The 24,296-nt window shown below is 50.7% G+C and carries 26 protein-coding genes; 7 read left to right on the forward strand and 19 right to left on the reverse strand.

All coding sequences use genetic code 11. The features are described 5' to 3' along the window. Nucleotides 1–19: 19 nt before the first annotated feature. The 4 genes from DFP95_RS10870 to ald form a co-directional block, all read right to left on the reverse strand. On the reverse strand, nt 20–1,195 hold the full coding sequence (locus tag DFP95_RS10870; protein WP_115992645.1) for a phosphopentomutase: 1,176 nt from the start codon (nt 1,193–1,195) through the stop codon (nt 20–22). Between the two features lie 70 nt (nt 1,196–1,265). Beyond that, the gene (locus tag DFP95_RS10875) at nt 1,266–2,165 is read right to left on the reverse strand and encodes a tyrosine recombinase (protein WP_115992646.1); all 900 of its coding nucleotides are present in this window, start codon (nt 2,163–2,165) and stop codon (nt 1,266–1,268) included. An 83-nt stretch (nt 2,166–2,248) separates the two neighbouring features. Continuing rightward, nucleotides 2,249–2,482, reverse strand: a complete 234-nt coding sequence (locus DFP95_RS10880) for a DUF4227 family protein (protein WP_115992647.1) — start codon at nt 2,480–2,482, stop codon at nt 2,249–2,251. Nucleotides 2,483–2,545: 63 nt separating this feature from the next. Beyond that, complete coding sequence (ald, locus tag DFP95_RS10885) at nt 2,546–3,661, reverse strand: alanine dehydrogenase (protein ID WP_115992913.1); 1,116 nt, start codon at nt 3,659–3,661, stop codon at nt 2,546–2,548. A gap of 159 nt (nt 3,662–3,820) precedes the next feature. Here ald and DFP95_RS10890 point away from each other — a divergent pair, with 159 nt between their 5' ends. Then, entirely contained in the window at nt 3,821–4,975 is a 1,155-nt protein-coding gene (locus DFP95_RS10890; RefSeq protein WP_181907352.1) for a S8 family peptidase, read from the forward strand. A 173-nt stretch (nt 4,976–5,148) separates the two neighbouring features. Continuing rightward, complete coding sequence (locus tag DFP95_RS10895; protein WP_181907353.1) at nt 5,149–6,273, forward strand: response regulator; 1,125 nt, start codon at nt 5,149–5,151, stop codon at nt 6,271–6,273. Between the two features lie 25 nt (nt 6,274–6,298). Here DFP95_RS10895 and DFP95_RS10900 read toward each other — a convergent pair whose 3' ends face one another. Continuing rightward, nucleotides 6,299–6,763 (reverse strand): glutathione peroxidase, encoded by a 465-nt coding sequence (locus DFP95_RS10900; RefSeq protein WP_115992650.1) that lies wholly within the window; start codon nt 6,761–6,763, stop codon nt 6,299–6,301. Nucleotides 6,764–6,797: 34 nt separating this feature from the next. Then, nucleotides 6,798–7,247: a MarR family winged helix-turn-helix transcriptional regulator gene (locus tag DFP95_RS10905; protein ID WP_115992651.1), complete on the reverse strand. Its 450-nt coding sequence runs from the start codon at nt 7,245–7,247 to the stop codon at nt 6,798–6,800. A gap of 180 nt (nt 7,248–7,427) precedes the next feature. On the opposite strand from DFP95_RS10905, the gene DFP95_RS10910 reads away from it, so the two are divergent. After that, nucleotides 7,428–7,913: a glutathione peroxidase gene (locus DFP95_RS10910; RefSeq protein ID WP_115992652.1), complete on the forward strand. Its 486-nt coding sequence runs from the start codon at nt 7,428–7,430 to the stop codon at nt 7,911–7,913. Nucleotides 7,914–7,984: 71 nt separating this feature from the next. Here DFP95_RS10910 and fur read toward each other — a convergent pair whose 3' ends face one another. From fur to DFP95_RS10930, 4 genes are all read right to left on the reverse strand, one after another. After that, nucleotides 7,985–8,455, reverse strand: coding sequence for a ferric iron uptake transcriptional regulator (fur, locus tag DFP95_RS10915; protein WP_115992653.1), 471 nt, complete (start codon nt 8,453–8,455; stop codon nt 7,985–7,987). Nucleotides 8,456–8,528: 73 nt separating this feature from the next. Beyond that, nucleotides 8,529–9,188: a stage II sporulation protein M gene (gene spoIIM, locus DFP95_RS10920; RefSeq protein WP_115992654.1), complete on the reverse strand. Its 660-nt coding sequence runs from the start codon at nt 9,186–9,188 to the stop codon at nt 8,529–8,531. Nucleotides 9,189–9,255: 67 nt separating this feature from the next. Continuing rightward, nucleotides 9,256–10,452, reverse strand: coding sequence for an endonuclease Q family protein (locus DFP95_RS10925; protein ID WP_115992655.1), 1,197 nt, complete (start codon nt 10,450–10,452; stop codon nt 9,256–9,258). Then, nucleotides 10,452–11,021, reverse strand: coding sequence for an NUDIX domain-containing protein (locus tag DFP95_RS10930; protein ID WP_115992656.1), 570 nt, complete (start codon nt 11,019–11,021; stop codon nt 10,452–10,454). Before DFP95_RS10930 ends, DFP95_RS10925 begins: the two co-directional genes overlap by 1 nt. Nucleotides 11,022–11,152: 131 nt before the next feature. On the opposite strand from DFP95_RS10930, the gene mciZ reads away from it, so the two are divergent. Beyond that, entirely contained in the window at nt 11,153–11,302 is a 150-nt protein-coding gene (gene mciZ / locus DFP95_RS10935; protein ID WP_115992914.1) for a Z-ring formation inhibitor MciZ, read from the forward strand. An 83-nt stretch (nt 11,303–11,385) separates the two neighbouring features. Here the strand turns inward: mciZ and DFP95_RS10940 are convergent, their stop codons facing one another. Beyond that, on the reverse strand, nt 11,386–12,519 hold the full coding sequence (locus tag DFP95_RS10940; RefSeq protein ID WP_115992657.1) for a M20/M25/M40 family metallo-hydrolase: 1,134 nt from the start codon (nt 12,517–12,519) through the stop codon (nt 11,386–11,388). 78 nt (nt 12,520–12,597) lie between these two features. On the opposite strand from DFP95_RS10940, the gene prli42 reads away from it, so the two are divergent. After that, nucleotides 12,598–12,693, forward strand: a complete 96-nt coding sequence (prli42, locus tag DFP95_RS10945; RefSeq protein WP_115992658.1) for a stressosome-associated protein Prli42 — start codon at nt 12,598–12,600, stop codon at nt 12,691–12,693. Here prli42 and lipB read toward each other — a convergent pair. From lipB to lpdA, 5 genes are all read right to left on the reverse strand, one after another. After that, complete coding sequence (lipB, locus tag DFP95_RS10950) at nt 12,665–13,360, reverse strand: lipoyl(octanoyl) transferase LipB (RefSeq protein ID WP_115992659.1); 696 nt, start codon at nt 13,358–13,360, stop codon at nt 12,665–12,667. The genes prli42 and lipB overlap by 29 nt on opposite strands. 141 nt (nt 13,361–13,501) lie before the next feature. Beyond that, nucleotides 13,502–14,869, reverse strand: a complete 1,368-nt coding sequence (locus DFP95_RS10955) for a dihydrolipoamide acetyltransferase family protein (RefSeq protein WP_115992660.1) — start codon at nt 14,867–14,869, stop codon at nt 13,502–13,504. A gap of 45 nt (nt 14,870–14,914) precedes the next feature. Beyond that, complete coding sequence (locus DFP95_RS10960; protein ID WP_115992661.1) at nt 14,915–15,901, reverse strand: alpha-ketoacid dehydrogenase subunit beta; 987 nt, start codon at nt 15,899–15,901, stop codon at nt 14,915–14,917. Continuing rightward, a complete protein-coding gene (locus DFP95_RS10965; RefSeq protein WP_115992662.1) occupies nt 15,901–16,929 on the reverse strand; it encodes a thiamine pyrophosphate-dependent dehydrogenase E1 component subunit alpha in 1,029 nt (342 codons plus the stop codon). Before DFP95_RS10965 ends, DFP95_RS10960 begins: the two co-directional genes overlap by 1 nt. 188 nt (nt 16,930–17,117) lie before the next feature. Beyond that, nucleotides 17,118–18,548 (reverse strand): dihydrolipoyl dehydrogenase, encoded by a 1,431-nt coding sequence (gene lpdA / locus DFP95_RS10970; protein WP_115992663.1) that lies wholly within the window; start codon nt 18,546–18,548, stop codon nt 17,118–17,120. A gap of 374 nt (nt 18,549–18,922) precedes the next feature. Here lpdA and DFP95_RS10975 point away from each other — a divergent pair, with 374 nt between their 5' ends. Further along, entirely contained in the window at nt 18,923–19,855 is a 933-nt protein-coding gene (locus DFP95_RS10975; protein WP_115992664.1) for a transposase, read from the forward strand. Nucleotides 19,856–20,151: 296 nt separating this feature from the next. Here DFP95_RS10975 and DFP95_RS10980 read toward each other — a convergent pair whose 3' ends face one another. Beyond that, nucleotides 20,152–21,378 carry a DHHW family protein gene (locus tag DFP95_RS10980; RefSeq protein ID WP_115992665.1) on the reverse strand — a complete coding sequence of 409 codons (1,227 nt, stop codon included), beginning with the start codon at nt 21,376–21,378 and terminating at the stop codon, nt 20,152–20,154. A gap of 14 nt (nt 21,379–21,392) precedes the next feature. After that, nucleotides 21,393–22,583: an MBOAT family O-acyltransferase gene (locus DFP95_RS10985; protein WP_245987554.1), complete on the reverse strand. Its 1,191-nt coding sequence runs from the start codon at nt 22,581–22,583 to the stop codon at nt 21,393–21,395. A 375-nt stretch (nt 22,584–22,958) separates the two neighbouring features. Here DFP95_RS10985 and DFP95_RS10990 point away from each other — a divergent pair, with 375 nt between their 5' ends. Continuing rightward, complete coding sequence (locus DFP95_RS10990; RefSeq protein WP_115992667.1) at nt 22,959–23,288, forward strand: DUF2627 family protein; 330 nt, start codon at nt 22,959–22,961, stop codon at nt 23,286–23,288. Nucleotides 23,289–23,355: 67 nt separating this feature from the next. Here the strand turns inward: DFP95_RS10990 and DFP95_RS10995 are convergent, their stop codons facing one another. Beyond that, nucleotides 23,356–24,246 carry a D-alanyl-D-alanine carboxypeptidase family protein gene (locus DFP95_RS10995; protein WP_181907354.1) on the reverse strand — a complete coding sequence of 297 codons (891 nt, stop codon included), beginning with the start codon at nt 24,244–24,246 and terminating at the stop codon, nt 23,356–23,358. Nucleotides 24,247–24,296: the final 50 nt, after the last annotated feature.

A 24,296-nucleotide genomic window follows, 5' to 3' on the forward strand; every position in this document is an offset into this window, starting at 1 on the left:
TCTTTTGTAATCCCGTTTGTTATTTGATCAACCCAAGGAAGCTTTGCCCGTGCGTGCTGAACGCGGCATCGAAATTGTCCGCGATCGTCGCGGCCAAGTCCGCGAAGCTGGCGCGATCGGCTAATCGACCGGAACCGACGAGACCGGGACTCCACACGAGCAACGGCACGAACTCGCGGGTATGATCCGTTCCCGCATGTATAGGGTCGTTGCCGTGGTCCGCGGTGATGATCAATAAATCGTTCGCGCCCATGGCTCCCATCAAATCGGGAAGCGCCCGATCGAATTCTTCCAGCGCGTGTCCATAACCGATCGGATCGCGGCGATGTCCGTACAGCGAATCGAAATCGACCAAGTTCGTGAATAAAAAGCCCTTAAAGTCCGATTGCATTTCCTGCAGCGTTTTCGCGATGCCGTCGGCATTGCTTTTCGTCGGAATCGCCCGGGTAATGCCTTCTCCGCTGAATATATCATTGATCTTGCCGACGGCTACGACGTCGAGTCCTTTTGCCTTCAAGGCGTTCAAAACCGTCGACTGCGGAGGCTTAACGGCATAGTCATGACGATTGGAAGTTCTCTTGAAGGCTCCGGGAACCCCGACGTACGGACGCGCTATGACCCTTCCGACCGAGTACTCGTCCTTCATCGTCAAGCGGCGAGCGATACGGCATGCATTGTATAACTCCTCGAGCGGGATGATCTCCTCGTGCGCCGCCAATTGAAACACGCTGTCTGCGGAAGTATAGACGATCCAAGCTCCGCTCTTCATCTGCGCCTCGCCGAGCTCGTCCAATATATCCGTTCCGGAAGCAGGCTTGTTCCCCATTACCGGCCTACCCGTCTGCGCTTCGAATTCCCTAAGCATCTCCGCCGGGAAGCCGTCCGGGAAAGTCCGGAACGGCGTATCGATGCGCAAGCCCGTCAACTCCCAATGGCCCGTCATCGTATCCTTACCGACCGAAACCTCCGCCATTTTGCCATAATAACCAACAATGTCGGATTCCGGCTCCCAATGCCCGAGAGGAGCGATATTGCCTAAACCTAAACGTCGCAAGTTCGGCAAAGCCAACCCGTCGACCTTCTGAACGATGTGACCTAGCGTGTGCGCGCCTTCATCTCCGTACTCCGCGGCATCCGGCAACTCGCCGATGCCTACGCTATCCAATACGATTACCGTTACTCGTTGATAAGCCATAGGTTAATCCTCTCTTCGTTAAACCAATTCATTATTTTGATGCATGGATCGGGCAGTCTCATGAAATAGATCACGAACGCGCCCGGGGATGATTAAGCTCGTATACCTCTTTGATTTTCAGCTTCGCGGAGGTTTGATACAACTGCGTCGTCGAAGTCGCCACGTGTCCTAACATCTCTTGCACGGCTCGAACATCCGCGCCGTTATCCAGCAGGTGCGTCGCGAAAGAGTGCCGGAGAGTGTGAGGAGTAATATCTATTCCCAATCGGACCGCGTACTTCTTCATGACTTTCCAGAAGCCTTGCCGGGTTAATCTCATTCCGAGATGATTGAGAAACAACGAGTCATTCGGCTTGTCCGTTCGAACGAGCTTCGGACGGGCGTCCGCCAAGTAAGCCTTAACCCATGCCGTGCCGTGAGAGCCGATCGGAACCATTCGTTCCCGCCCCCCCGAACCCAAGCATAGCAAAAAACCCATATCGAGTCTAACATGCGCAATGTCCAATGTAACAAGCTCGGTCACTCTTAAACCCGTAGCATATAGCAATTCAAGCATCGCCCGATCCCTGATTCCCATTTCGTCGCTCGTATCCGGCATTTCCAGTAGCTTGTTCAGCTCGTCCGCTTGCAAAGTTAGCGGCAGAGTTTTCTTGTCCGCTTTGGGTGATTCTAACTGAATCGCGGGATTATAGTCAATGGCTCTTTGTATCGTCAGATACTTACAGAAGGATCGTATAGATACGGTTCTGCGCGTAACGGTGGCAGTCGTCCGACCTTCCTTGAGCATATCTTTTAAGTAGGAAGAAATGTGATGCGCGCGCAATTCGTTGGCCAAATGAATCTGATTGGCCTTCAGCCAAGCGACGAAGTGGGACAAGTCGCTGAAATAACTTTGCTCCGTATTCCTGGCAATACCTCGTTCTTCTACCATATAAACCATATAGGACTTCAACGCGTTTTCAAAATCCATTCCATTTACCCGCCTATCGTGTCCTGACTTAACCCGGCTCGTTTTTGTATTCCACAAGAGGTCGCATAAATCCTCCTCGGAAATTACTCTCCCAGCCAATAAAACAGCCGAAGACGATCTCCGGGCGAGCCGTCCGGATCGCTTCCTTCTCCGGCTTGGAATACTTTCGAAGCGCGTCCTTCCGGTACCTTATAGGGATCGACCGGCTTCAGCCAACTATGAAACCAGCCGAAACATCCATGAACGAATACGGTTAACGCAAGAAAGAGGAGCGTGAACTGCAATCGCTCCCACCATTTATCGAATGGCTGCTTCATAAATCCTCTTCCCTTCTTGTCCGCGGTCTTACTAATCCGTATGAAGAAGAGAGCGAAATCATGTCACCATAAGCTTTCCAGCGGCGTATACGGCAATCCGACGGCTTCCGCGACCTGAGGATGCGTAATCGCTCCCCGGTAAACGTTAATTCCGAGCGCCAGCATGGAGTTGGAATTAACCGTCGCTTGAAACCCTTTGGACACCAGCTGCAAAATAAAATCAATCGTCACGTTAGTAAGAGCTAGCGTAGATGTCCGAGGAACCGCGCCGGGCATGTTCGCTACCGCATAATGAATGACTCCGAACTTCTCGTAGACCGGATCCTCGTGCGTCGTAGCTCGATCTATCGTCTCGATCGATCCGCCTTGATCGACGGCTACGTCCACGATAACGGCCCCTTTTTTCATCGTTTTGACCATTTCCTCCGTTACGAGTCGCGGAGCGCGTGCGCCCGGCACGAGAACGGCTCCGATCAATAGATCCGCTTTGCGAACGGCATTGGCTATATTGTAGGGATTGCTCATCAGCGTTCGCAGTCGTCCCTGAAAGACGTCGTCCAAATAACGCATTCGATCCGCGCTTTTCTCAAGCACCACGACTTCCGCGCCAAGACCGAGCGCCATCTTAGCCGCATTAGTACCCACGATGCCGCCTCCGATAATAATGACCTCGGCGGGAGGAACTCCCGGCACGCCTCCGAGAAGAACCCCCCTCCCACCTTGAAAGGCCTCTAGATACTTGGCGCCTTCTTGTACGGACATTCTGCCCGCTACCTCGCTCATAGGCGTTAGAAGCGGCAAGCTGCCGTTCGGAGCCTGAATGGTCTCGTAAGCTATGGCCGTCACTTTATTATCCATCAACGCTCGGGCAAGCTCGGGCGCCGCGGCAAGATGCAAATAGGTAAATAAAATTTGGCCTTCTCGGAAATAAACGAACTCCTCGGGCAAAGGTTCCTTCACTTTGACGATCATATCGGCCTCGGCCCATACTTCGGCGGCTTCGTCGACGAGCTTGGCGCCAGCCGCGACGTATTCGTCGTCCGTAAACCCGCTTCCCTCCCCGGCCCCTCGCTGTACGACGACTTTCTGCCCTTGCCGCGAGATCATCTCGCAGCCCGCCGGCGTAAGGGCAACGCGGTATTCTTGCTTCTTGACTTCCTTGGGCAATCCGATCGCGATCATTTTCATACCCCTCCCGTAATTCCGCATATGCTGTCTTGCCTTAGAGTCTCCTTAGCGCAATATAATCTATGCTCGTTTCTTCTCCATGCACCTTATACCCAATAATTCCATACTTTACAACAGTATACGGCCAAGACCCGAATAGGAGGACTTGAATTGAACGAATTGGTTAAAAGGTTGGATAGTTCAGTTTCAAGAAAGCCTTCTTCGCAACGCTCGGAAAGAAGGAATATCGCATTTCATAACGAGAAAGATTATAGGCGGTGCTTGAAGCATCTGTCGGCGTTGGGAATCAAATCGGTCAAATCCGTTGATTCGTTGCGCTGCATCTGTTACCGGGCCGACAAGAAAAGCGATTCGAGGCTACTTCACCGTCATCCCGGTGTGGCATTCATCGAGCGAGATCGCCGCGCGAAAGCCCATCGTCATCCAACGATCCGCTCCGCAAATCCGCCCGTCGTCAAGGCACGCATTCCGTGGAATGTCAATCGGGTAGAGGCTCCTCCGGTCTGGCCTGCCTCGAACTTCGGTAGCTCCGTGAAAGTAGGTATTCTCGATACGGGCATCGCCCGCCATCCCGATCTTAAAATCGCCGGAGGCGTGAATACGATCGATGGCAAATCGTTCGCGGACGATAACGGCCACGGGACGCATGTCGCCGGTATCGCTGCCGCCACGGGACGCAAAAAAATCTACGGAGTAGCGCCCAAGGTTAAGCTCTACGCGGTCAAAGTACTCGATGCTTCGGGCTCCGGGTTCATATCCGATATCGTCGAAGGAATCGATTGGTGCTTGGCTCGCGGTATTCGCGTCATGAACATGAGCTTCGGGTTGGAAGGCGAGAGCAAGCTGCTGAAGAAGGCTATTCAACGCGCCCGTAAACGCGGCGCCGTTATCGTAGCTTCCGCCGGCAACAGCGGCTCGCTGTTCAAGCGGATCAACGCGCCCGCCCGATACCCGCAGACGATCGCCGTCGCGGCAACGACGCGGGGTAACCGCGTGGCAGACTTCTCCAGCCGCGGTCCTGGGATCGATATCTCGGCTCCCGGCGTTAACATTCTATCTACATGGCTGAAGGGTACTTACCGCAGGGAATCCGGAACTTCGATGTCTTCTCCGCACGTCACCAGCGCAGCGGCTTTGCTTCGCGGCATCAAGCCCGGATTAAGCGCTACAGAAGTGGGCCGACGGCTCAAGCGCTACGCCTTGCGCATTCCGGGAGGCGCCAGAGCGGTCGGTAGCGGATTGCTGCAAGTCGCCCCGGCCGCGAGATCGCTTCGCTGTAAAAGGGTTAAGCCTGCTAGTCGATAATATAAATGTTAAAGAAATGTAAACTGTTTGTTTCATGGTTTATTGTTTTCCGATATCATATTGCTTATTATCAAGGTAGTTCGTTCGAAGGGAACCGCGCAGCTTGCGCGTGACGAGGTTCCCTTCGAGCTCGGTTTAATCGGTTTATGCTTACGGCTTGGGGGGAACGACGAATGAAAGTCATACTGGTAGATGACGAAGGCTTAGCGCTTAGGGATCTAGAGCGGCAATTAGGTAAAATCGGCGGCATCGACGTCGTAGGGACGTTCAAAAGCGCGGCCGACGCGCTAGATAGAATATCCGCTCTCGCGCCGGATGTCGTGTTCTTTGATATCGACATGCCGGAAATATCCGGACTCGAAGCCGCGGAACGGCTGCATAAGATTGACTCCTCGATCGCTATCGTCTTCGTGACCGCTTACGAAGAATACGCGGTCAAAGCATTCGAGCTGGCGGCGATGGATTATATATTGAAGCCGGTCAATACGGACCGATTGACCCGCACGGTCCAGCGTTTGACGCAACATCGGGATAGCCAATCGGTACTCGCCGAAGATCCAGTCGTTGCCACCGTGAATTGTTTTCAAAGGTTACATATCGAATACGGCAAATCCGAGCCCTTCTCCTGGCGGACGGTACGATCGCAGGAATTGTTCGCCTATATGGTGTATAAGAGAAATCAACCCGTTCGCAAAGATATTCTCTTGGAACTGCTTTGGCCGGATACGGATTATAAGAAGGCTTTCACCCAGTTATATACCACCATTTATCAGGTCCGTAAATCACTTGAAAGCGCAGGCATATCGATTAAGCTTACCAACAGCGGTACCGATTATTATTTGGATTTAGGCAATAACAAATACGATGTCCAAGAATGGGAGAATGCCAAGCTGACCCTTCCGGATTTAACCCCGGAAACGGCTTCTCTTCACCTTCAATGGCTCCGGGCATACACCGGCGACTATTTAGCTGAGCAAGATTATTGGTGGGCGGAGAACGAGAAACAGAGGCTTCGCGATGTCTGGTACAAGCATGCGTTGGAAATCGGGCAAATGTGGAAAGATGCTGGATTTATGAAGGAAGCGCTCGATATATACGAAGAAACGGAGAAGAGATTTCCTTATCTCGAAGTTATTTATTTCGTTATCATGAAATTTCACGCCGAATGCGGGGATGGTCACTTGCTTTCGAGGAAGTACGAGCAGCTATGCGCAATGCTGCAAGAAGAGTATGGAATCCAGCCTTCGCTGGCCGTAAGGCAATGGATGGAACAACAAGGGATGTCCCTCGGCCATTAATGGACCGATCGGCATCCCTTCGTTTTTAAGCCAATAGCTTCTCGATATCCGGTCCGATATCTGTCGGGTTTACCGATGAATCGTATTGTTGAATGACTTTCCCTTGACCATCGACTAGAAATTTAGTGAAGTTCCACTTGATCTCTCCGCCCGTTTGCTCGGTTAAATATTGGAACAGGGGATCCGCGTTCTCGCCTTTCACTTCTACTTTCTCGAAGAGCGGAAACGTAACTCCGAAATTCAAGCTGCAGAAAGCTTCTACTTCCGTTGCCGAACCCGGCTCCTGGCCGCCGAATTGGTTGCACGGAAAGCCTAGAACGACTAGCCCTTTATCGCCATACGACTCGTATAAAGCTTGCAAATCCTTGTATTGAGGCGTATATCCGCATTCGCTAGCCGTATTCACGATAAGCAACGTTTTATTTTGGTAGCTTCCTAAATCCACTTTGTCGCCATTCGGCTTGTTTACTGTAAATTGATGTACGGACATTTTGTTTCCTCCTATTAGTAAAGCCCTTTTTAATTTACGTCACCTGTTGTTGAGCTTGCACCTTTTTCAACAATTCCGTCATTTGCGCGTGCAGTCCTGCGGCTTCCGTCGGAGATACGCCGGCTTGGCATATCAACTGCTCCGGGATATCCAGCGCCTTTTCCTTTAAAAGGATACCTTGTTCCGTTAACGCGATAATAACGCTGCGTTCGTCTTGCCTGTCGCGTTCGCGAGTCACAAGCCCCATGGCTTCAAGCTTCTTCAATAGAGGCGTCAGCGTGCCCGAGTCCAAGTATAGACGGGTTCCCAGATGTTTGACCGTAATCCGATCCTCTTCCCACAACACGAGCAACGTAATGTATTGCGTATAAGTTAGTCCTAACTCCTTCAGCAAAGGATGATAGAGCTTGGTGAATTCCCTAGCGCAAGCGTAAATCGCGAAACAAAGCTGATTGTCTAATTTCAAGATCGAACCGGTATCCATTAGAGCCTCCCCTCTCTTGCCGAACCTCTCCTAGATTGATTGCATACAATTTAATCGCCTTTACTATAACATTCGTATTTTCCCCTGTCAAAGTCTTGACTTCCCCATTTAGATTGCATACAATTAAATTTATAACGATGAATTATCAGCTAGAAAAAATAACGCTCTGGAGGAATTACGATGTCATTATACGATATCCAAGTGAAATCCAATCGAGGCGATACAAGCGACTTAAGCGACTACGAAGGCAAAGTGATGCTCATCGTCAACACGGCTAGCAAATGCGGTTTCGCCCCCCAATTCAAAGGCTTGCAAAAGTTGCACGAGAACTACGGAGATAAGGGTTTAGCTGTTATAGGGTTCCCTAGCAATCAATTCGCCCACCAAGAACCGCTCGAAGGTGACAAGCTTGCCGAGCATTGCCAGATTAATCACGGAGTCACTTTCCCTTTGTACGCGAAGATCGACGTGAAGGGCAACGGCATCCATCCGCTTTACAAACATCTAACGAAAGCCGCTCCGGGCATTCTCGGACTTAAGAGCATCAAATGGAACTTCACGAAATTTCTTGTCGACCGCAAGGGCAAGGTCATCAAGCGCTTCGCGCCGACGGTAACTCCGGATAAGATCGAAAGCTACATTCAGAAGCTTCTCCAACAGAACTGATCCTTACGCAAGCGTAAATAGAGGCTATCCCGATAACGTACCCGGGATAGCCTCTAGCCATATTACGAATATTATTCTTTGTCCGGTTCTTCCTGAGAGTTTTCCTTGTCGCGGCATTTGGCGCAAATTCCTTGAAAATCCAAACGATGGTCAAGCACCGTGAAGCCGTACTCTCTCTCTAGTCGTTCCTCTAGCGGACCTAGCCAATCTTCCAAAATCTCCGTCATCGACCCGCATTTCACGCAGATCAAATGATGATGGTGATGCTTATTGCTATCCGTACGAAGATCGTATCTGGCTACTCCGTCGCCGAAGTTCATTTTCTCCACGACGTGCATTTCGCTAAGAAGCTCAAGCGTCCGGTATACGGTCGCAAGTCCGATCTCGGGAGCTTTGTCCTTGACGAGCATGAACACGTCCTCCGCGCTGAGATGGTCTTCTTCGTTTTCCAGGAGTACCCTAACTGTCGCTTCCCTTTGCGGGGTCAGTTTGTAGCCCTGGGACTGCAGTTGTTGTTTGATTTTTTCAATGCGGGCTTCCATAGTTTCCCCCTCCGGTCGCTGGTACACTTCCTTCCATTATAGGGTGAGCCTATTCGATAAGTCAAACTTCATATCATAATTTAGAAGAAAGGGAAGAAATTTCTGCAGAAGTGACCGTCGGAGTAACCCGTTCTAAAATAATCGGAGATAGGAACGCTTCATAGAGAGCGGCCAAACACAGCATGATTAACATGAGTCCCGTAACGGCAGTATGCGCCAGGAACGGAGGGAGAAGCTGTCCTTTCCGGCGGAACAATCTCTCTTTAACGACAAAATAAGCAAACCTGGCCGCCGATATGCTCGCTATCATCAACGCGGGCACGACGATCGCGTTCTGCGGGGCCGTGGCGATCAGGAAGAAGAAAACGCCTTTCCAGGCAAGATGCTGCGCGAGCAACGCAACCGAGAAGCCAATCAATACCCCTTTTAAGAAGTCGAGCACGAGTACGAGCGGCAACCCGATGACGGATAAGCCTAGAAACCATATCAATAACAACCATTTCCCGTAGAACCAGAAGCTTTCCCAGAACGTCGTCGACGGGGAAAATTGTTGCGCATCCTTCACGCTCGATAGATAGACTCCGATCTCGTCCGCCAGCTCCTGCTGCTGTTCCAAGGTTAAAGCGTTCACCAGCATGGCTCCGAAGATCGCTCCCACTACGACAAGAACGCCCACGAACACATAAAGATTCAAATTCTCGCGAGCCGACAAATTCCATAATCTAAAATTCATTGGAGCTTCCTCCCCGTCCGCATTCATAGGTCATTCCGTGCCTATGTGTATGTTGGACAAGTCGGAATTATGAATAGCTAAGCGTGCCATAGGTTCCGCCGCTACCGGGTATGAAGGAAGCTTTCCCCTCCCTGGCTCCTATAATCATGTCGCCGATCGTATCGCCCATTACTTCGGCAAGTTTCTCCCGAGATAACCGATGCAAGATTTCCATCTCCGTCCCGAGCTCCCTGAACATGCGTTCGCGCTTAGCCGGTCCGATTCCCGGAAAGAACGTCAACGGGACCTGCGGACGATAAGGCGGACGATTCGCCGGCTGTTGAGAGCTATCTCGATCGGCTAGTTGCTTAATACGTCCGGCCACACCGCGGGTCAGCATTCGATTGCCGCAGGAAGAGCAAACTCCCGCCCTCTCGTCCTCTTCCTGCAGCGCTTTTTTGCAGCTGTTGCAGTAGGAAGTATGATATTTGCCCAATTGCGGATGGAGTCCGTAGTTGGCTATGATTTTTCGTCCGTCTACGCCGTTCAATGCCTTAGACAGTTCTTCGAAGGATGGCTCCGCAAGCTGCATTTCGTTGCATTCCCGCCCGATCATTCCCGTGGAATGGGCATCCGAATTCGTAAGGAACGGATAACGGTCCAATTCGGACAGATACCCGGCCATATCGGAATCCGCGCTTAAACCGAGCTCGATCGCCGATATGCCTTCCGGATCTAGCCGGTCCGACAACCTGTCCGCGGAACAGCCTAGTAGCCCCCTGTGGGGCGTGAAGACGTGGGCGGGGACGAGAAGTCCCCCTCGGGCTAACAGTTCTGCTTGTAGCTCCCTAGCCGTAACTCGGATACGTTGCGAGCTTAACGAGATATTAGTGACTCGCGGCTTCATCCAAGCCGTCCACTCTTGCATGCATTGCAGGTTGGGTAGATAACCTAGAAGATGAAAAGGGCCTCCGCCTTCCTCCCTTACTTCCATCTCGATGCCGGGAATGATCGTCGTATCTCCGTATCGAATACCCCCGCCCGGCACTTCCCTCATTTCACCGGAGTACAAGCAATCCATGATGTCCTTCTGCACGGCAGGAGAATGACAATCGATGATTCCGATAAGCTCGATGCCTTTGCGATGGGATGCTTCCTTCGCGATATTCAGGAAAGTCAGATCCTTGCTTCCGCTAATCTTGACCGGTTGCCCGTCTTGGCTTCGTCCGATATGCACATGTAAATCCGCGAAAAAAGGTTGTAGACGAGTCGAATCGCGTTTCATTAGAACGTGCCCGTCAAAACGAGCATGCGCCAAGCATAGACCGCCAGCAACGTCTTCGCATCGCATATCCTTCCCTGCTTGATATAGTCCTGCGCTTGATCTAGCGAGATCGCTTCGCACGTAAGAAACTCCTCATCGTCCAACTGGACCTCGCCTTTCTCTAAATCATCGGTATAGTACAAATGTACGATCTCTTCCGCGAATCCCGGAGAGGTAGAGAACGAATGCAAATGTACGAGATTTTTCGCGCGATATCCCGTCTCTTCCTCCAATTCCCTGAACGCCGCCGCTTCCGGCTCTTCAAATGCGTCCAGCTTGCCTGCCGGAATTTCCACTTGCACCTTTTCGAGCGCCTTGCGGAACTGCTCGACGACGAGCATTTTATTGTCGATGATGGCTATAACGGCTACCGCGCCTGGATGGCGCACGATTTCCCTCGTCGCCGTTTCCCCGTTCGGAAGACGAACCGTATCTACTTGGAGGGAGATCATTCTTCCTTGGAATATCGGCTTGGTCTCCAGCGTTGCTTCGTAGAACGGATGATTCTGACCCGAATTATTATCAGACATTAATAGGACCTCCAATAGTCATAGATCTGTTATTGCTCTCATATGTTCAAACATATGAGCTTGTCCGTTCCTTGCAAGTCGGGCGACGAAGCATGACATATCGCTTTCTATACGAGGAGGAACTTACCATGTTGAAAAAATATATCGCTCCAATGAATCTTCGACTTGTCGGCAAAGCCTGGGAAATCCGCCATGCGCTCCGTCAGGAGCAGAAGCTTCGGGGCGGGCACTTTCCGTTAAAGGAGCTGCTGGCAATTTCCCGCAGCAAGTCCGGCTCTTAAATAGTAATAGTAATTCGCATGAAAAGGGCAGCGTCCCGAGCGATTCTTCTTCCGCTCGGGGGCTGCCGTTTATTTTTTCGCGTTTATTTAACCTTTAGCGTCTCGTTGACGATGGAGAGTACGAGCTCGGCCGTTTTGACGAGGTCGTCCGCTTTAATTTGTTCCTTCGTCGTATGAATATGCTCGTATCCTACCGCAAGGTTAACGGTCGGGACCCCATTTCCGTTAAACATGTTGGCGTCGCTTCCGCCGCCGGAGGAAAACGTGCGGGGCGTCAAGCCGATCGCTTCGATGGCCGACTTGGCCACTTGAACGACTTGATCATCGTCTCCGTAACTATAAGCGGGATAGATCGTCGTCGTTTCGAATTCGAATTCCGCTCCGTATTCGTTCGCGGCGCTCTCTACGGCTTCCCTCATCGACTCGATTTGGCGATCCATCTTTTCCTGAACTTGGCTGCGCGCTTCCGCGAAAATTTTGATCGTATCCGTAACGATATTGACTTCTCCGCCGCCTTCAAACCGGCCGATATTCGAAGTCGTTTCGCTGTCGATCCGACCTAGCTTCATTCGCGACACCGCTTTCGAAGCGACTTGGATCGCGCTGATTCCGTCTTCGGGATTCACGCCGGCATGCGCGGCTTTCCCTCTAATCGTAATGTATTGACGGGAATTCGTCGGCGCGGCGACCGCGATGTCTCCGATTGCTCCGTTGGAGTCCAGAGCGTAACCGAATTTAGCCCGCAACCTGGAGCCGTCCATCGCGCGCGAACCGAGCAATCCCGATTCTTCGCCGGAAGTAATGACGAACTGAATACCTCCGTGCGGCAAATCTTGTTCTTTAATAACCCGGAGAGTTTCGAACATGGCCGCGAGTCCGGCTTTATCATCGGCGCCTAAGATCGTCGTGCCGTCGCTCCGAATGTAGCCGTCGGAATCCAAGCGTGGCTTGATGCCGATTCCCGGGGACACCGTATCCATATGCGAAGTGAATAGAATAACCGGAACATCCTCTTTTCCGGAGGTAGCCGGTAACCATGCGAATAAATTGCCTGCTCCGTGTCCGATCTTCTCGGCTACGTCATCTTCTTCGACCTCGAGACCGAATGCCTCGAATTTACCGGTCAGCACCTTGCTGATTTCCGTTTCGTTTCTCGTTTCGCTGTCGATTTGAACCAATTCCATAAATTCGGCGATTAATCGTTCTTTTTGCACCATGATCTTTCCTCCTGACGAAGCTTTCGTTACAATAGTATAGTGGACAAACATTTTTCACATGAAAGGATGTTTCTTAAAATGAATAAACGTTGGTTCAAGATCGTCATCTATGTCACCTTGGGCGTTATGCTCATTTCTACCTTGTTTATGAGCTTAGGCTCGTTGCTCCAGTAGGAGCCGCGTCATAATCGAACACCTTCGCGAAGTAGGGGATAATTCTTATCCCTATCTCCTCGACCTGAAGCTCCATTCCCGTAAGCGTCTCGAGGGAAACGATACCGTATTCCGCGATGCCGCAAGGGATAATTCCTTGGAAGCCTTCCTGCTCGACGTTCTTCTTAACGTTCAAAGCGAACCCGTGGCTCGTGATGAATCCTCTCCGAGCGCGGGCTTTATTAAATTTGACGCCTATCGCCGCTATCTTCGCATCTCCTACCCAGACGCCCGTATACTCGGGCTTCCTGCTGCCCGTTATTCCGAAATCAGCCAACAGCATGATAATCGCTTCTTCCAAATTTCTTAAGTACCGGTGCAGATCCAATCCTTCAGCGTCCAAGTAAAGCAGCGGATAGCCGACTAGCTGGCCTGGGCCATGGTAAGTAATATCGCCGCCGCGATCGATTTCGTAAAGCGCGATTCCCCTGCGGGTCAACTCTTCCTTGCCGTATAGCAAGTGCTCGGGATGACGATCCGAGCCGATCGTATACGTTGGAGAGTGCTCCAAGAGCAGCAGCGTCTCCGCTCGATCGTCGCGGTCGATTTCCTTAACGAGCTTCTTTTGAAGATCCCAAGCCTGACCGTAGTCCATTCTGGACAACCACTCGGTTTCGAGAATATTCATCCTTCATGGCCTCCTTCGCTCAACTCCTACACCATTGTATCTTATCTAATTCATGCACTGCAAACATCGACGATCGATCAAAGCATGCGCATCAAGAGAGCCCGGCGCATCGCATGTTCGCAACGAGCCGGGCTTCTTATTTTAGTACAGCTTCGTGTCGAGATTATAGCTCTCGAGGTTTTCCTTAACGCGTTGCAAGAAACGTCCGCAGATGACTCCGTCCAAAATCCGATGATCCAAGGACAAGCAAAGGTTAACCATTGAACGAACGGCGATCATGTCGTTGATGACGACTGGTTTCTTGACAATCGATTCGAACGTAAGGATCGCGGCTTGCGGATAGTTGATGATTGGCTGCGACAAAATCGATCCGAACGAACCCGTGTTATTGACCGTGAAGGTACCGCCCTGCAAGTCCGTCAGCGTAAGTTTGTTGTTTCTCGTTCTTCGCACCAGATCGTCGATCTCGTGCGCGATGCCGGGAACGTTCTTCTGATCGGCGTTGCGAATGACCGGCGTTATGACGGAATCCTCCGTACCGACGGCTAGAGAAATATTGATATCTCTCTTGACGATGATTTTGTCGACCGCCCAGATCGAGTTCATGATCGGATAGTCTTTGATCGCGTTGACGACCGCTTTGATCAGAAACGGCATGTAAGTCAAGTTAATGCCTTCGCGTCGTTGGAAATCGTCCTTCAGCTTTCCGCGAAGCATAACCAGATTCGTTACGTCCACTTCGATCATCGTCCAAGCATGCGGGATCTCCGTAACGCTCTGGCGCATCCGGCTTGCGATCGTATTCCTGATCGGAGTAATATCGATGAAATATTCTCCGCGGCCGGGAATCTCCTGCGCTTGGGATTCAACAGATGGAATACGGGGCGATTGCGTTAAGTGCATGCCCGTGGAGCGAACGGGAACTTTCGGATCCATCGGAACGAAAGCGGTTTGCGGTTGTTGCTTGTCCATTGAAGACGAAGAACCTTGCTTCGCTATTCCCGACTCCACGGCGGACAACACGTCCTTACGAGTGATCCTTCCGCCTTCTCCCGTTCCCGGAACGAGGTTCAAATCGATTGCGTGTTCGGCGGCCAGCTTCTGAACAGCTGGCGAATATCGGTGGCGCATAGGAGCGTTAGCGTCAATGGCGCCTTGTGAAGATGAGACCGCAGGTGTTCGCTCTGCCGCAGATTCACGCTGGCCGGAACCTTGTACCTCGGTACCTCCGGTTGGAGTTGAATGGTCCTGAACTTCCTCGGCTTCCGTCTCGATCAGGCAGATCGCCGTGCCCACTTCAACCGTTTCTCCTTCGCCGATCAGATGTTTCACGAGAATGCCGCGCACTGTCGATGGCAGCTCCGCATTGACTTTATCCGTAAGAATATCGCATAGAGGCTCGTACATATCCACGTAATCCCCGGGCTGCTTCACCCATTTATCTATCGTTGCCGATACTAGCGATTCCGCCAACTGGGGCATCGTAATCTCGATAATTTGTTTAGCCATTCTTGAATTCTCCTCCCCGGTGACGATCGCCGGCGGCTTAGTAACTTAGTAACGAGCGAGTTCGAGCATTGCCGTTTTCAGCTTTTCTTTGTTAAGCAGGAAGTGCTTCTCGCCCGGCGGGTTAATCGGCATGGCGGGTACATCGGGGCCGCAGAGCCGGCGAATGGGAGCGTCTAGATCGAATAATAGCTCTTCCGCGATAATGGCAGCCACTTCTCCGCCGATTCCTCCCGTTTTGTTATCTTCGTGCACGATAAGCACTTTCCCTGTTTTGGCTGCCGCTTCGAGAATACCTTCCCGGTCGAGCGGCTGTATCGTACGAAGATCGAGTATGTGCGCCTCGATGCCGTGTTCTTGCGACAATTCTTCCGCCGCTTGCATGGCGAAGTGAAGCGGCATACTGTAGCCGATCACCGTAATGTCGCTGCCTTCCCTCATCACGTTCGCTTTGCCGATAGGCACGATGTAGTCCTCATCCGGCACTTCGTCCGAAATAAGACGGTAGCATTTCTTGTTTTCGAAAAAGATAACCGGGTCCGGGTCGCGAATGGCCGCCTTAAGCAGTCCCTTGGCGTCGTAAGCGGTAGCCGGGGCTACGATCTTGAGGCCTGGCGTTCCGAAGAACACCGATTCCGGGCATTGGGAGTGATATAACCCGCCGAATACTCCGCCGCCGATCGGTGCGCGAATGACGATCGGACAATCCCAATCGTTGTTGGAGCGATAACGAATTTTAGCCGCTTCGCTGATGATCTGGTTCGTGGCCGGGAACATGAAATCCGAATATTGCATCTCGGCAATCGGCCTCATTCCCGCCATGGCCGCACCGATCGCTACGCCCGCAATCGCGGATTCCGCGAGGGGAGCATCCAGCGCCCGCTGCTCTCCGAATTGAACCTGCAGTCCTTTCGTCGTGCCGAACACGCCGCCCTTGAGGCCAACGTCCTCGCCCATGACGAACACGTCTTGATCCCGTTCCATCTCTTCTTTCATCGCAAGACGGATGGCATCGATATATTCTATAACCGGCATTACTGATCTCCTCCGCTCTGTTCCGCGTAAACATGGCGAAATGCGTCTTCAACCGGCTGGAATGCCGCTTTCTCTGCATATTCGTTGCCTTCGTCGATCGTGGCGCGAATGTCCGCCTGAAGCTTCGTTTCCTGTTCCTCCGACCACAAGCCGGCTTCGACCAAATATTGCTTGTACACCGGCAAGGAGTCTTTGCCTCTATGGAGGTCGACCTCTTCCTTCGTCCGGTAAGCCATATCGTTATCCGATGTCGAGTGGGCCGTTACCCGGTACGTCATGATCTCTATTAACGTAGGACCTTGGCCCGATACCGCGCGTTCCCGTGCTTCGCTAACGACGCGATAAACCTCTAGAGGATCGTTGCCGTCTACGCGAATGCCCGGAAATCCGTAGCCGAGCGCGCGATCGCATATTCTTCCTCGAGTTTGCTTCTCTATCGACATGGATATCGCATATTGATTGTTCTCGCATACGAATATGACCGGTAGCTGATGTACGCCGGCGAAGTTGCAGCCTTCATGGAAGTCCCCTTGATTACTGGAACCGTCGCCGAAAGTGACGATAGCCACCGAAGGTAAGTTGCGCATTTTGGCCGCCAACGCGAATCCGGTCGCATGAGGCACTTGAGTCGTTACCGGGCTAGAACCCGTCACGATCCGCAGGCGTTTGCTTCCGAAGTGGCCCGGCATTTGTCGTCCCGCGCTATTGGGATCTTCCCCTTTGGCGTATACGGAGAGCATTAAATCTTTGACCGTCATGCCAAGAGACAATACGAATCCGTAATCCCTATAATACGGAAGGAACCAGTCATGCTTCAAATCCATGGCAAAGCCCATCGCGACCTGAGAGGGTTCCTGGGTAATTCCCGAGATGTGAAAATTAACTTTACCTGCGCGTTGCAGCAATTGCCCTCTTTCGTCGAAGCGGCGGGCTAGCATCATCGTCTTGTACATGTCGACCGCGCGTTCATCGGTCAAGCCTAACGCGGTATGTCGGTGGGATTGCTGGACGGAACCTGCTTGTTTCATGGGCGCGTCCTCCTGCTTTAATTTAGTTTTATAACCTGGTCTTAATACTTGAGCTTAAAACCTATTATACTCCGCTTGAAAGCAAAAAGAAACGCCCAACCCTCTCGATCGGAAGAAATGGCCTATCGAGGCCATTTCCCGTCGTTCCGAAGACTTCGTCTCCCGGGTTGAGCATTGTTGCGATAACGTCAGGCGTGACCTGCTCCTCCGTCCAAAGCAAGCATGACTTCCTGCATCGCTTCCGACAAAGTTGGATGGGGATGAATCGTGCGCCCGATTTCCCATGGGACGGCATCGAGCAGCTTCGCTAACGATGCCTCGGCGATGAGTTCAGTCGCGTGCGCGCCTACAAGGTGTACCCCCAGCAAATCTCCCGTAGCCGTATCCGCCACCACCTTGGCAAACCCTTCGCTCTCGCCGTATACAAGAGCTTTGCCGAAGATACGTAGCGGCAGCTTCGCTGTTTTAACCGAATGTCCCTGCGCCTTCGCATCCGCCTCTGTCCAACCGATCGATGCGGCCTCCGGACGAGAGTAGATGCATCGCGGAATATCGCGATCCGCCGCGCGGGACGGCTTCTTGCCCAGAAGATGCTCGACGGCCACCGATGCTTCGTGCATAGCCGCATGGGCGAGCTGGATACCTCCAATGCAATCGCCTATCGCGTAGATGTGGGATTCTCCGGTCTGCAACGTATTCGGACTTACCTTTACGAACCCTTTGTCCGTTTTGATATCCGTATTTTCGAGGCCGAGATTCTCAACGTTGCCCTGTCTTCCAACCGATACGAGCATCTTCTCCGCGGTTAGCTCCAACGCCTCGTCTTTCACGGATACCCGTGCTTGAACACCCGAACCAGCCAACCTGCACTCCTCAGCCAGCAAAGAAGCTCCCGTCAAGATTTTCACGCCTCTTTTTTTCAAAGCTTTCGCGATCTCCGAACCGATATCCTTGTCTTCCGTCGGAAGTAAGCGGTCGGCCGTCTCTACGATTGTCACTTCAGTGCCGAAATCGCTAAGCATCGACGCCCATTCCACTCCAATGACGCCTCCGCCGACGATCAAGATCGAAGAAGGTCTGGTCGGCCAATTTAACGCCTCGTCGCTAGTGGCGATATGCAGTCCATCGTAAACGAGACCATCCAGCCTACGCGGACGCGATCCGGTTGCTATGATGACATTTTTAGGTACGATCGTCTCCGACTGCCCGTCTTCCAACTCCACCGCGATCGCCCCGCTCCGAGGAGAAAAAATCGAAGGACCGATAATGCGTCCGCTTCCGTTTAAGACTTCAATTCTATGCTGCTTCATTAGAGCCTGCAGACCTTTATGCAATTGTTCCACGATACTATTCTTGCGTTGGAGCACCGCGTTCCAATCCACGGATACGGTCCCCTTCGGTATGGTAACGCCATAGGACTCGGCTTCCCCGATCGTCGCGAATACCTCGGCGCTTCTAAGTAAAGACTTGCTTGGAATGCAACCGCGATGCAGGCATGTCCCGCCCAGCTTGTCCCGCTCGACGATCACGACGCTGCGGCCTTCCTGTGCGGCTTTGACCGCTGCCGTATAGCCTCCCGGCCCGCCGCCTATGATGGCGACATCGACTTCGATTGGCATAGTTTCCCCTCCGTATGTAAACTAACGCTTCTATTGTACCTTTTTTTGACGCTTGGGACAAAACCAATTCGCCTTTCGGCGATATCCCTGTCGCTCAGGAGGTCTTCGACATCTCATTCAACACCTCAGATCTCCAACCCTTTTCACGGTATCCCTTCGGCTCAGAACTTTCTATTGCTTTCTTTTCCCCTTTTCACGGTATTCCCTCGGCTCAGGAAGAATCTATTCCTAATACACTCCCTTTCACGGTATCCCTTTGGCTCAGAAGTTACAGCAAGTTGGATAATTAGAATATTTTTCAAATACATACTTTAAATACGAACATATGTTTGATATAATGAAAATATGAAACAAGTTAATGAGGTGACTATGGAATGAGTCTCATTCTTGCTGCCGCAAAATTCGATAGTTTCCGTGAGAAATATAAGAAAGAGGAAGATTGTTTTATCGATATTTTCAACGCCAAATGGCCGAATGGGTTCCGCTGTCCGCGTTGCGATCATCCACATTATTACCTTATTTCTACACGCAGACTTCCGCTTTACGAATGCCGTTCTTGTCGAGCTCAGACGTCCCTTATCACAGATACATTGATGGAAGGAAGCCGTACTCCGGTACATCTTTGGTTCCATGCCATTTTTCTGCATACGCAGCCCCAAAGCATTAATGCCGTACAGTTATCGACTGCTATTAGCGTCACATACAAGACGGCATGGTTGATTTGCCACAAAATCCGCCGCGCCATGAGTCGAATCGACTCCGAACAGAAGCTTACGGGAATAGTCCGAGTATCGGATTCCGTTTATTGCAGGCGCTTAACGACATTCTTCGAATGGCACAGGCAAGAACAACCACTACTTATTGGAACCTCCGACAACGATAATGGAAAAATAGCCCACCTTAAAATAAAACATCAATCCAAGAAACCTCTTCGCGATAAATATGATTGTCCGGATACCGCCCCATTTATTACAAATTGCGTCGATCCGGCTGCGGCACCGAATGTTATTCTTACAAGACGATATGGTAGAAATATGAATACGACACTCGCTTGGATGGGTCATTATGTTACTCAGTGGATTGGACAGGTGTTTCGCGGAATCGGTCCAAAGCATTTACAATCTTACCTCGATCAATACTGCTACACGTATAATGTCGGGAGAGAATATATGTTTTCGACTCTTCTGGTCGACTGCATACAAACTAAAAGGATAACTTACAACGAGATAATCAATGAAGGCGAAATATCTAATCGTTCTAATAGACCACCAAGACAGCATCAGCTAAAAACGTTGAAAACGGGTTAGAAATAGTTGGTTTTGATATTTATTTAGCGTGACGAGATACTCTATTAATTGCATACTCTTCAGTCACACTTTCTGAGCAAAAGGGATACCGTCGAAGAGACGACATGAATTCATGTACGCATTCTGAACGAATGGGATACCTTCAAAAAGGGAGATGAGGCCTTCCATTTACAACCTGAATAGATGGGATACCTTCAAAAGGGTTAAAAGCGAATTCTCATTATCGCGTTCTGAGCGATTGGGATACCGTCAAAAGGGGAAAAAGAAGCGGCGACCACCGGGTCGCCGCTTCTTTATTATTTGCTAACATCCATTAGTTTGTTTAGATAATCGGCAATGCCGCTATTACGGGCTACCGTCGAGTTATTCAGGAATAGAACATCGGTAATCTTCTGCTCTTTAACGAAATCGAGTATATTTCCGCTGTAGCTGCGAGGATCGAGGTAATATACCTTCTCGAAATGAGGCAATAAGAAGGGAACGAATGCATTGGCATAAGAATCCTTGACTACGACGATCCGTTTGCCGTTCTTATTATCCGTATCGATTTCTCCCCACGGATAATCTCCGCCCAAGAATACGGCATAAAAAGTGCTGCTGATTTTAGCATAATTCGGATCGACTACCTTCTTCACGGATCCTTTGCCTTTCGTAGAATACATCGTATAGGCGGATTTAGTAAACGGCGTATAGTACGTGATCAGGTCAGGATGCGTCTTCAGGCGATTATCCAGCAATTGCTTGTACGCCGTTCCTAAGAAGCCCTCGATCTCGCTTTTCTTATACTTGCTTAGCGGCACCGGCGTTTCTCCCATTGTCTCCATTAGCTTGGCGTAAGAATAATAAGCTCCCAACGCCGTCCAATGGTGATCGGTGCGGAAATAAACATATTCATCCTTGTGCTCGCTAAGTCCGGCATACGCATCTACTTTATTGATCGATGGAGACAGCTTAGAGTTCACGTATGAGAAAGCGTCTTTCTGAGACTCCGATAGTTTCTTCATGTTCTCGTCTTCGGCGAATTCTACCGAAGTCGGCGCAAGCAGAGAATATACATTGACTTTAGGATCAACGGAATCGCGGAACCGATTAAGAGCGCCAGCATACGTATCCGATGCTTGTGAGGAGAACTTGAATGCGGTATACGCCCGATCCTTCATGATAATATAATTGCTTTTGCTAACTTCGGAGGTGGCACTTTCCTTATTTCCGTCCATGTTATCGACGCCGGCAGAGACGATAGAAACTCTATCCTCGTCCGGAATTCCTTTAAGCTCTTTCATGCTTGCTCCGACTTGAACGAGCGAAGTTCGATAGGCGAAATTATCCGAAAAGTAATTGTCGAAATCCCGTGTATACTCGCCATCGAAAAACCGATCGGTCGTAAACTCCGGCTGGGTCGCAATGTCCCGTTGCTCGAGCTTGGACGCTTCTTTCGAGTGCGGCTTCAGCAAGTTCACGGCAGCGAACCCGAAAATAAATACCAAGAACAATATAAGATTTAGCTTCACCTGCAGCTTCATCTTCACCCTCCTCACTAGAACCGATAATAAAGAAACGGATTATATGTGCTACCGATAAGCAAAATGGTAGCGATAATAAGTATCGCGATATTAAGCACCGGAACCCCGATCCCATGTAAACCCGCACCCAGCTTAGGGTTGGATTCAGCCATTCGGGTGAACGTCCATTTCATAAGCGGCGTGGACGCAATGATCGCGACAAGAAACAGCAATAAATTTTCTTTGAAATAAATTTGCAGCTCCAAGTTACTGAAATCTCTATGATTCAAACCGAACATCGTCAATAACGCTTTAATCGCCTCGTGCAAATCCGTGAAGTAGAACCAAACCCAGCCAATGAGCATAATGAAGGTTCCGTAGATATGCGAGACGACCGCCCCGGCCTTCTCTAGCCACTTGCCGATGAATAACCGTTCCAAGTAAATCAGCAAACCGAAATACAAGCCCCAAATAATGAAGTTCCAGCTCGCGCCGTGCCAGAAGCCCGTCAGGAACCATACGACGAACAAATTACGCAAATAGAATCTTCGGTTACCTCCGAGCGGAATATAGACGTAATCCCGGAAAAAACCGCCAAGCGACATGTTCCAACGCCGCCAGAATTCACCCGCGGACTTGGATACATAAGGATAGTTGAAGTTCTCGCGCAAATTGAATCCGAACATTTTCCCCAGACCGATTGCCATGTCCGAATATCCGGAGAAGTCGAAATAGATTTGCAATGCAAACAGACAAACTCCGAACCATATCCCTAGAACGGTAGCCGAGCCCGAGCTTGGATTCAGCAACTGCGCTACGCTCTCTCCGAGCAGGTTCGCGATAATGACCTTCTTGCCGAGACCGATCATAAAGCGGGTGATCCCTTCGCTGAAGCCGGCCATCGTTACTTTAGGATTGTCGATCTGATGTTGAATGTCCGAATAACGAATAATCGGGCCCGCAACCAAATGCGGAAAAAAAGACACGTAAAGCAATAGTTTTTTGGGAGATCTCGGTGCCTTTATCGTGCCTTTATAGACGTCCGTTAGGTAGCAAATGATTTCGAAGGTAAAAAAGGATATCCCGATGGGCAAAGTGACTTCCGGATGCGGAATATCGAAAGGTAAGATCGAATTTACGTTATCGACGAGAAACCCGGCATATTTGAAAAATCCCAAGATCCCGATATTGACCGCAATAGCGGTAATATACATGGTCTTCGCCACCCATGTCCCCCTATATTTCTCTATTCCGAGGGCAAATAAGTAGCCGATTATCGATGCTAGTAATAGTAAAACGATCCATACAGGCTCTCCCCAAGCATAGAAGGCAAAGGAAAAGAAGATCAAAATCCAATTGCGATAAGTCGTATTCTTAAATACGAAATAAGCAATTAGCAGTATGGGTAAGAACAGGTATAAAAAGAACAGACTGGAAAAAACCACTGACCCCTATCTCCTTTCTCTCTCTCGTTTTCTTGTGTCATAATACCATAGGTTAATGTCGGATCATAGGGTATCTGAAAGGTGATTGATGGCATTCATGGACAATACTTCGAGAAATCGTTATGATTAGGTATGGAAGGAGGGCTAAATCAGCCTATGAAACTGATTACACAGCGCCTGATAGCCATTTTACTTCTTGTCATTCCCGGACTTTCGGCTGCTTACGGATTCCTTCGGATGAAGGATGCTTTGTACGATTTTTTCGCGAAAATGGGAGTCGAAACCGTAAATCCCGATTTCGACTGGATCAAGTTTATCGGCGGCGCGGTTCTATTTCTCATCGGAATCGGATTTATCGGCGGATGGATTTTCTTCCGGGATCGCAAGCACAATTATTTGTCTTCGCGTTTCCGCCCAAGGCCTTCGCGTCCCCCACGTCCGTCAAGCTTGGGCAACGGGAATTCAAATGACGGACATGTAGAATAACCATAAGCTTGCGTGATCAAGGCTCCTTCCCTTTAACGGCGAAGGAGCCTTTTGCATGTGCAAGGGATTAAGAGGAGATTCCCGCTCCGTACTCGAGCAGCTTTTTCGTTTCCTCGAATCTCGATTCCGGAGTAACGGCACCCATCACGACCGTGATATAGCGGCGCCCATCCATTACCGTCGTCCCGGTGAAGCAATAACCTGCTTTTTGGGTAAACCCGGTCTTCAAACCATCGTTCCCGCGCGTTCCGAATCGTTGTCCGGGCAACATTTCGTTCGTGGTTTCAAGCTTGCCGCTCGCCGACGTGCTAACGGTGGATTGTTTCGTTATTTTCAATATTTCCGGATGAGTCTCGATTAAATATCGGGCTAATATTGCGACATCCTTCGCCGTCAACATCGTTTCGCCGTTCGAGGCCGCCGCTTCATACGATATGAGGTCGGCGCTCGACAGCCCGGTGGAATTCGCGAAATGCGAGTTAGGCGACATGCCGATTTCCTCTGCCTTCGTATTCATCCGCTTCACGAATAGCGACTCCGATCCGCTCGCGAACTCAGACAACGCGACCGCGGCATCGTTAGCGGAATGCACGGCCATCGCGTTAAACAGCTCTTCCACCGTTATCGCTTGTCCAGAAGTCAGTTCCATCGCGGCACCGCCGACGTTGGCGGCGTAATCGCTGACGACGACCGAATCTTTCCAGCCGAATTCTCCCGACTTAATGCTATCCAACACGAGTACCTCGGTCATCATCTTGGACATACTGGCAGGTGGGAGGGGTTCTTGAGCATTGCTCAAGTATAGCCATCGTCCGGTTTCCGCATCCATCAGAGCTGCTGAGACGACCGCCAAGCTAGGTCCCTTGTTCTCCGTAAGTCCAATCTTCCCCTTAATATCCGTTGCCCAGCCTAAAATCAACAAAAAGCAGATTAATACGATCAACCTTTTCCAGCGCATAACCTTTCCCTCCTGAACGAGCTCTATAGCGTTCATTGTAGAGGGAACTC

Origin of the sequence: Cohnella lupini (assembly GCF_003386205.1) — a bacterium.
In the GTDB taxonomy this organism is placed as follows: Bacteria; Bacillota; Bacilli; order Paenibacillales; family Paenibacillaceae; genus Cohnella; species Cohnella lupini.